The organism is Chitinimonas sp. BJB300, assembly GCF_002735695.1.
Taxonomy (GTDB): domain Bacteria; phylum Pseudomonadota; class Gammaproteobacteria; order Burkholderiales; family Chitinimonadaceae; genus Chitinimonas.
In genome coordinates, this window is the sequence record NZ_PDZH01000283.1 from 1 (window position 1) to 1798 (window position 1798).

Below are 1798 nucleotides of genomic sequence, written 5' to 3' on the forward strand. Positions count from 1 at the left end.
TGGCCAATTTGGGCGGAAAAAGAGATGCAAGACGAGTGATAAGTTCCGGAACGGGCTGTCTGAAGGCACCTCAAGGTCGACTTACGCCGCTGTAATGCCAAAAAGTCGGGTTATTCGAGGTGCCCATTTGTGTCGGCGTACATGCGTGTGGAATTGACGATTTCAATAGCCTTGGCCTTTAATTCGGCCAAAGTGGACGTCCAACATTTAGAAGTAACATGCAATACAAGATGCCCGGACACGCACACTTCAACAGTTACTTTGCGGCTGTAACCAGAAAGGGAAAAAATCCCTTTCCGACTTGTACTCTATCCGAAAGCCGTTAGATGTTTAGCGTTTAGCGTCCAGAATGGCTTTTGCACGCCTTTGAAGTTGATCTGCTTCGTTATTGCGGTTTGTTGCCAGATACAGCTTAGCTAGATTGTTCAGGCTGTTGGCCACATCAGGGTGATTGGGGCCTAGCGTCCTCTCCCTGATCGCCAATGAACGCTGGTACAAGGGTTCTGCCTTAGCGTACTGGCCTTGGGCGTTGTATAGGAATGCCAAGTTGTTCAAGCTGAGGGCCACATCAGGGTGATTGGGGCCTAGCGTCTTCTCGCTAATTGCCAATGCGCGCTGGTATAGGAGTTCTGCCTTGGCGTATTGACCTTGGTTAAAGTATATCTGTGCTATGTTATTCAGGCCCAGAGCAACATGAGGATGATTGGGACCTAGCGCTTTCTCATTTATCTCCAATGCCCGCTGGAGCAGGGGTTTTGCCTTGGCGTATTGGCCTTGGGTAAAGTATATCCGTGCTACGTTATTCAGCCCCAGAGCAACAAGAGGATGATTGGGACCTAGCGCTTTCTCATTTTTCTCCAATGCCCGCTGGTACAGGAGTTCTGCCTTCGCATACAGGCCTTGCTTGTAATACAGGTCTGCCAGGTTATTGAAGCTTAGGGTCGAATGAGGATGATCGGGACCTAGAGCTTTCTCATTTATCCCCAATGCGCGCTGGTACAGGGGTTCTGCCTTGGCGTATTTGCCTTGGGCGGCGTAAAGCAGTGACAGGTTGTTTAGGCTGGTGGCCACATCAGGGTGATTGGGGCCTAGCGCCTTCTCTTTGATCGACAATGAGCGCCGGTAAAGGGGTTCTGCCTTGGCGTATTTGCCTTGGGTTCTGTACAGCTCTGCGAGGTTGTTTAGGCTGGTGGCCACATCAGGGTGATTGGGGCCTAGCGTCTTCTCCCCGATCGCCAAAGAGCGCTGGTACAAGGGTTCTGCCTTGGCGTACTGGCCTTTGGCGTCGTACAGGAATGCCAAGTTGTTCAGGCTGAGGGCCACATCAGGGTGATTGGGGCCAAATGACTTTTCGGCAAGCGAGAGCGACTGGTTGGCCACCTCTAAGGCACGATCATAGTTGCCTTGTTTGTATAGCGTTTCAACCTGGTCGTTAAGCGTTTTCAACTGTTCAATGTTGGCATGAACTGACGTACCAACACTGCTAGTCAGCAAAAGTGCAAACGCCAGCAAGGCGTTTAATAAATTTCTCTTCACGTTATCTTCTTAATTGGACGATGCAAAATCCGGAAGATACAGTTCGCTAAGTATTTGTAATAGGGGTGAAAGACCTGATCTACTCGAAACAGTTGCCAATTTGAAATACGGCTGAACTTCGCCAAGTGATCGACTGTCAGCTTTGGTTTAGGTTTGTTCGACGTCTGCCCATACGCGATGAGCGTGCCCGCGAGATGGCGCCAGCGGGCAGACGTTGAATAAACCTCCAGGGAGGAAACCGCGGGATGCTGCGGGATATTTG

General features: G+C 50.6%; 2 protein-coding genes. Both read right to left on the reverse strand.

Annotated elements, in window-relative coordinates:
• Nucleotides 1-330: 330 nt before the first annotated feature.
• Nucleotides 331-1536, reverse strand: a complete 1206-nt coding sequence (locus CSQ89_RS21345; protein WP_099407965.1) for a tetratricopeptide repeat protein — start codon at nucleotides 1534-1536, stop codon at nucleotides 331-333.
• A partial coding sequence (locus CSQ89_RS23420; protein ID WP_233203408.1) for a hypothetical protein occupies nucleotides 1533-1798 on the reverse strand: 266 nt, incomplete at its 5' end. The genes CSQ89_RS21345 and CSQ89_RS23420, both read right to left, overlap by 4 nt.